Origin of the sequence: uncultured Frigoribacterium sp. (assembly GCF_963515265.1) — a bacterium.
GTDB lineage: Bacteria > Actinomycetota > Actinomycetes > Actinomycetales > Microbacteriaceae > Frigoribacterium.
Genome location: NZ_CAUPYL010000235.1, coordinates 1 through 3,459 on the forward strand (window position 1 = coordinate 1; position 3,459 = coordinate 3,459).

The window sequence follows — 3,459 nt, forward strand, 5'->3', positions numbered from 1 at the left end:
ACGCAGCAGCTCGCGGACGGCGCGGCGCAGGTCGCCGACGGCAACCGCCAGCTCGCGACGGCCGTCGGGCAGGCCGCGACGGCCAGCCAGACGGCCGCCGACGCCGCCCCCGAGACCCAGGCCGCGATCGGACGACAGCTGGTCGCGCTCTTCGTCTCCCAGGGCCAGACGCAGGAGGAGGCGGTCGCCTCGGCGACCGAGGTCGCCTCGTACTTCGCTCCCGTCACCGACGGGCTGGCCGACGCGAACACGCAGGTGCAGCACCTTAACGGCCAGGTCGGGGCGCTCGCGACGGGCGCCGACCAGGTCTCCGCCGGCGCGGCGGCGCTGGCCGCGGCGACCCCGGCCCTGACGAGCGGCATCTCCGACGCGGCCGCCGGGGCCGACACGCTGGCGACGGGAGCGCAGAGCGCTGCCTCGGGCGCCTCCTCGTTGTCGTCGGGCCTCGGCACGCTCGAGACGGGGGCGGCCTCGCTGTCGACCGGGCTGGGCACGCTCAGCACCGGCACGGTCAGCCTGCGCGACGGGCTCGTGACGCTCGACGACGGCGCCGTGCAGCTGCGCGACGGGCTGCAGAGCGGCCTCGGCGAGATCCCCGCCAGCACCGAGCAGAGCCGCGACGACCAGGCCTCCGCCATCAGCGACCCCGTGAGGGTCGACGACCAGCCGCTCACGAGCGCCGGCACCTACGGCGCGGGGCTCGCCCCGTTCTTCATCAGCCTCGCGGCGTGGATCGGCATCTACGCGCTCTTCTTGATCGTGAAGCCCGTGTCGAAGCGGGCCATCACCGCGGTGAAGGCGCCCGTGCGGGTCGTCGCGGCCGGCTGGCTGACGCCCGCGCTGCTCGGCGTGCTGCAGATGGTCGCCCTGTTCGCGATCGTGCGCGGGGCGCTCGGCTTCGAGGTCGTGCACACCTGGGGGATGCTCGGCCTCATGGTGCTCGCGAGCGTCACCTTCGCGGCGATCATCATGATGCTCAACGTGCTGCTCGGCAGCGTCGGGCAGTTCCTGGGGCTGGTGCTCATGGTCGTGCAGCTCGTGACCGCCGGCGGGACGTTCCCGTGGCAGACGCTGCCCGGGCCGCTCGCCGCGCTGCACTTCGTGCTGCCGATGAGCTACGCGACCGACGGGCTGCGCCAGCTGATGTACGGCGGCAGCACGGCGACGGCGTGGACCGACGCGGGCGTGCTCGCGCTCTGGATGCTCGGCGCGCTGCTCGTGTCGCTGCTCGCGACGGCGCGGATGACGCGGCAGCGGACGCTGCGCGACCTGCGGCCGTCGCTGATCGGCTGAGGCGCGGGGCCGGGAGGCCCAGGGGGCGCCGTCAGCGCCGGCCCGCCTCCTCGGCCTCCATCGCCGGGGCAGCTGCGGGGTCGGCGTCGGCCAGGAACGTGCCGAGCCGCTCGACCTCGGCGGTCTCGCCGATCGCGGCGGCTCCGCGACGCAGGGCGAAGAGCGAGCGCAGCACCCCGCGGTTCGGCTCGTGCGACCACGGGACCGGCCCCTGTCCGCGCCAGCCTGCTCCGCGCAGCGCGTCGAGGCCGCGGTGGTAGCCGACCCGCGCGTAGGCGTAGGCCTCGAGGTCGGCGCCCCGCGCGGAGGCCTCGTCGCTGAGCAGGGCCCAGGCGAGCGACGACGTCGGGTGGGCGACCACGACCTCGGCGAGCGAGAGCGTCTCGAGGTCGGCCGTCACGGCGGGGTCGGCGGGCAGGAGGGTCTCGGGAACGCCGAGGAGGTTCGTGGAGGGCATGCCCCCATCCTCTCGCGCCCGGGCAGCGACGCGGGCAGCCTCGCGGACAGCCGGCGGGCGGCGCTGCGGTACCGTGGGGCGCCGCGCGCCCCCTCTCGGAACGGACGTCCATGTCGCCTCGCCCTCGCCCCTCCTCCGGTGCCCTCGACGGTGCGGCCCCCGACGGCCGCAGGCCCTCCGTGGCCGTGATCGGCACGCGCGGCTACCCGAGCTACTACGGCGGCTTCGAGACGGCCGTGCGGCGCATCGCGCCCGCCCTCGTCGACGCCGGCTGGGACGTCACGGTCTACGGCCGCCACGGCGCCCTGCGGGACGACGACCCGACCCGCGACCGGCGTGTGACGTCGCGGCTCACCCGCGGCGTCGAGAGCAAGTCGTTCAGCACCCTCAGCTACGGCCTCACCGCCGTGCTCGACGCCGTCCGCCGCCGGCCGGACGCCGCCCTCGTGATGAACGTCGCGAACGGCTTCTGGCTGCCGCTGCTCCGGCTGCGCGGCATCCCGGTGCTGATCAACGTCGACGGGATCGAGTGGGAGCGGGCCAAGTGGGGCACGGCGGCCAAGACCGTCTTCAAGCTCGGAGCCCGCGCCTCCGCACGGTTCGGCACGACGATCGTCTGCGACGCGGTCGAGATCGTGCGCCGCTGGCGCGAGGAGTTCCGCGTCGAGGGAACGTTCATCCCCTACGGCGGCGACCCCGTGCGCGAGCTGCCCGTCGAGCCCGGGCTGACGCACGGCAGCTACGCCCTCGTCGTCGCGCGGTTCGTGCCCGAGAACTCGATCGTCGAGTTCGTCGAGGCCGCCCGCCGCATCGCCGAGCGCCACGACGTCGTCATCGTCGGGTCGACGGGCTACGGCGGCGAGCTCGACGACCTCGTGCGGGACCTCGCGGCCGAGAACGACCGCGTGCGCTGGCTCGGCCACGTCAGCGACGACGACCGCCTGTTCGCGCTCTGGCAGCACGCCGGCGCGTACTTCCACGGCCACAGCGTGGGCGGCACGAACCCGGCCCTGGTGCAGGCGATGTTCACCGGGGCACCCGTCGTGGCGCGCGACACCGTCTACAACCGCGAGGTGCTCGCCGACTCGGGCCTCTTCGTGCCGCCGGAGTCCGACGCCATCGCCGACGCGATGGTCGCCCTGCTCGACGACCCGGCCGAGCAGCAGCGACTGCGGGAGGCGGCGCTGCGGCGCGCCGAGGAGTCGTACAGCTGGCAGTCGGTGTGCGACGCCTACGAGGAGGCGCTGCGCCGGTCCCTGCACACGCACCGGGGGCGGTGAGGGCCGACGGACGTCGCGGCGGGCCCGGGGCGCGGACCGATCGAGTCCCCCCTCGGCTCGGACGTGACATGTTAGGTTCGACCGGCACCCGGTGGGCGGGCTCTCCGAGACCATCGCACCGACTGTCGTGCCCGGCGCCAGCACCCCCGAGATGAGGACCATGCAGCTCTCCGACTCCGCCCAGGCCGATGTCATCGAGATCATCACGGTCTGCACCGGCAACATCTGCCGTTCGCCCCTCGCCGAGATCCTGCTGCGAGATCGGCTCGCCGATCTCCCGGTCGTCGTCTCCAGCGCCGGCACGCGGGCGGTCGTCGGAGCAGCGCTGCCGGCGCAGATGACCCTCGGCGCGACCGCGCGGGGGCTCGACCCGACGCACGCGGCGCGCCAGCTCGGCGGCGAGATGCTCCGCGCGCCCGACCTCGTGCT

Annotated in this window: 3 protein-coding genes and 1 pseudogene; 3 read left to right on the forward strand and 1 reads right to left on the reverse strand. The window is 74.8% G+C overall.

The genetic code is table 11. The features are described from left to right. A partial coding sequence (locus tag RWM17_RS13175; RefSeq protein ID WP_314104379.1) for a YhgE/Pip family protein occupies window positions 1-1,293 on the forward strand: 1,293 nt, incomplete at its 5' end. A gap of 31 nt (window positions 1,294-1,324) precedes the next feature. Here the strand turns inward: RWM17_RS13175 and RWM17_RS13180 are convergent. After that, on the reverse strand, window positions 1,325-1,750 hold the full coding sequence (locus RWM17_RS13180) for a DUF3151 domain-containing protein (protein ID WP_314104381.1): 426 nt from the start codon (window positions 1,748-1,750) through the stop codon (window positions 1,325-1,327). A 110-nt stretch (window positions 1,751-1,860) separates the two neighbouring features. Between RWM17_RS13180 and RWM17_RS13185 the strand changes: the two genes are divergently transcribed. After that, window positions 1,861-3,030, forward strand: coding sequence for a glycosyltransferase (locus RWM17_RS13185; protein WP_314104383.1), 1,170 nt, complete (start codon window positions 1,861-1,863; stop codon window positions 3,028-3,030). Window positions 3,031-3,190: 160 nt separating this feature from the next. After that, window positions 3,191-3,459: pseudogene (locus RWM17_RS13190) on the forward strand (low molecular weight phosphatase family protein); the annotation flags it as partial.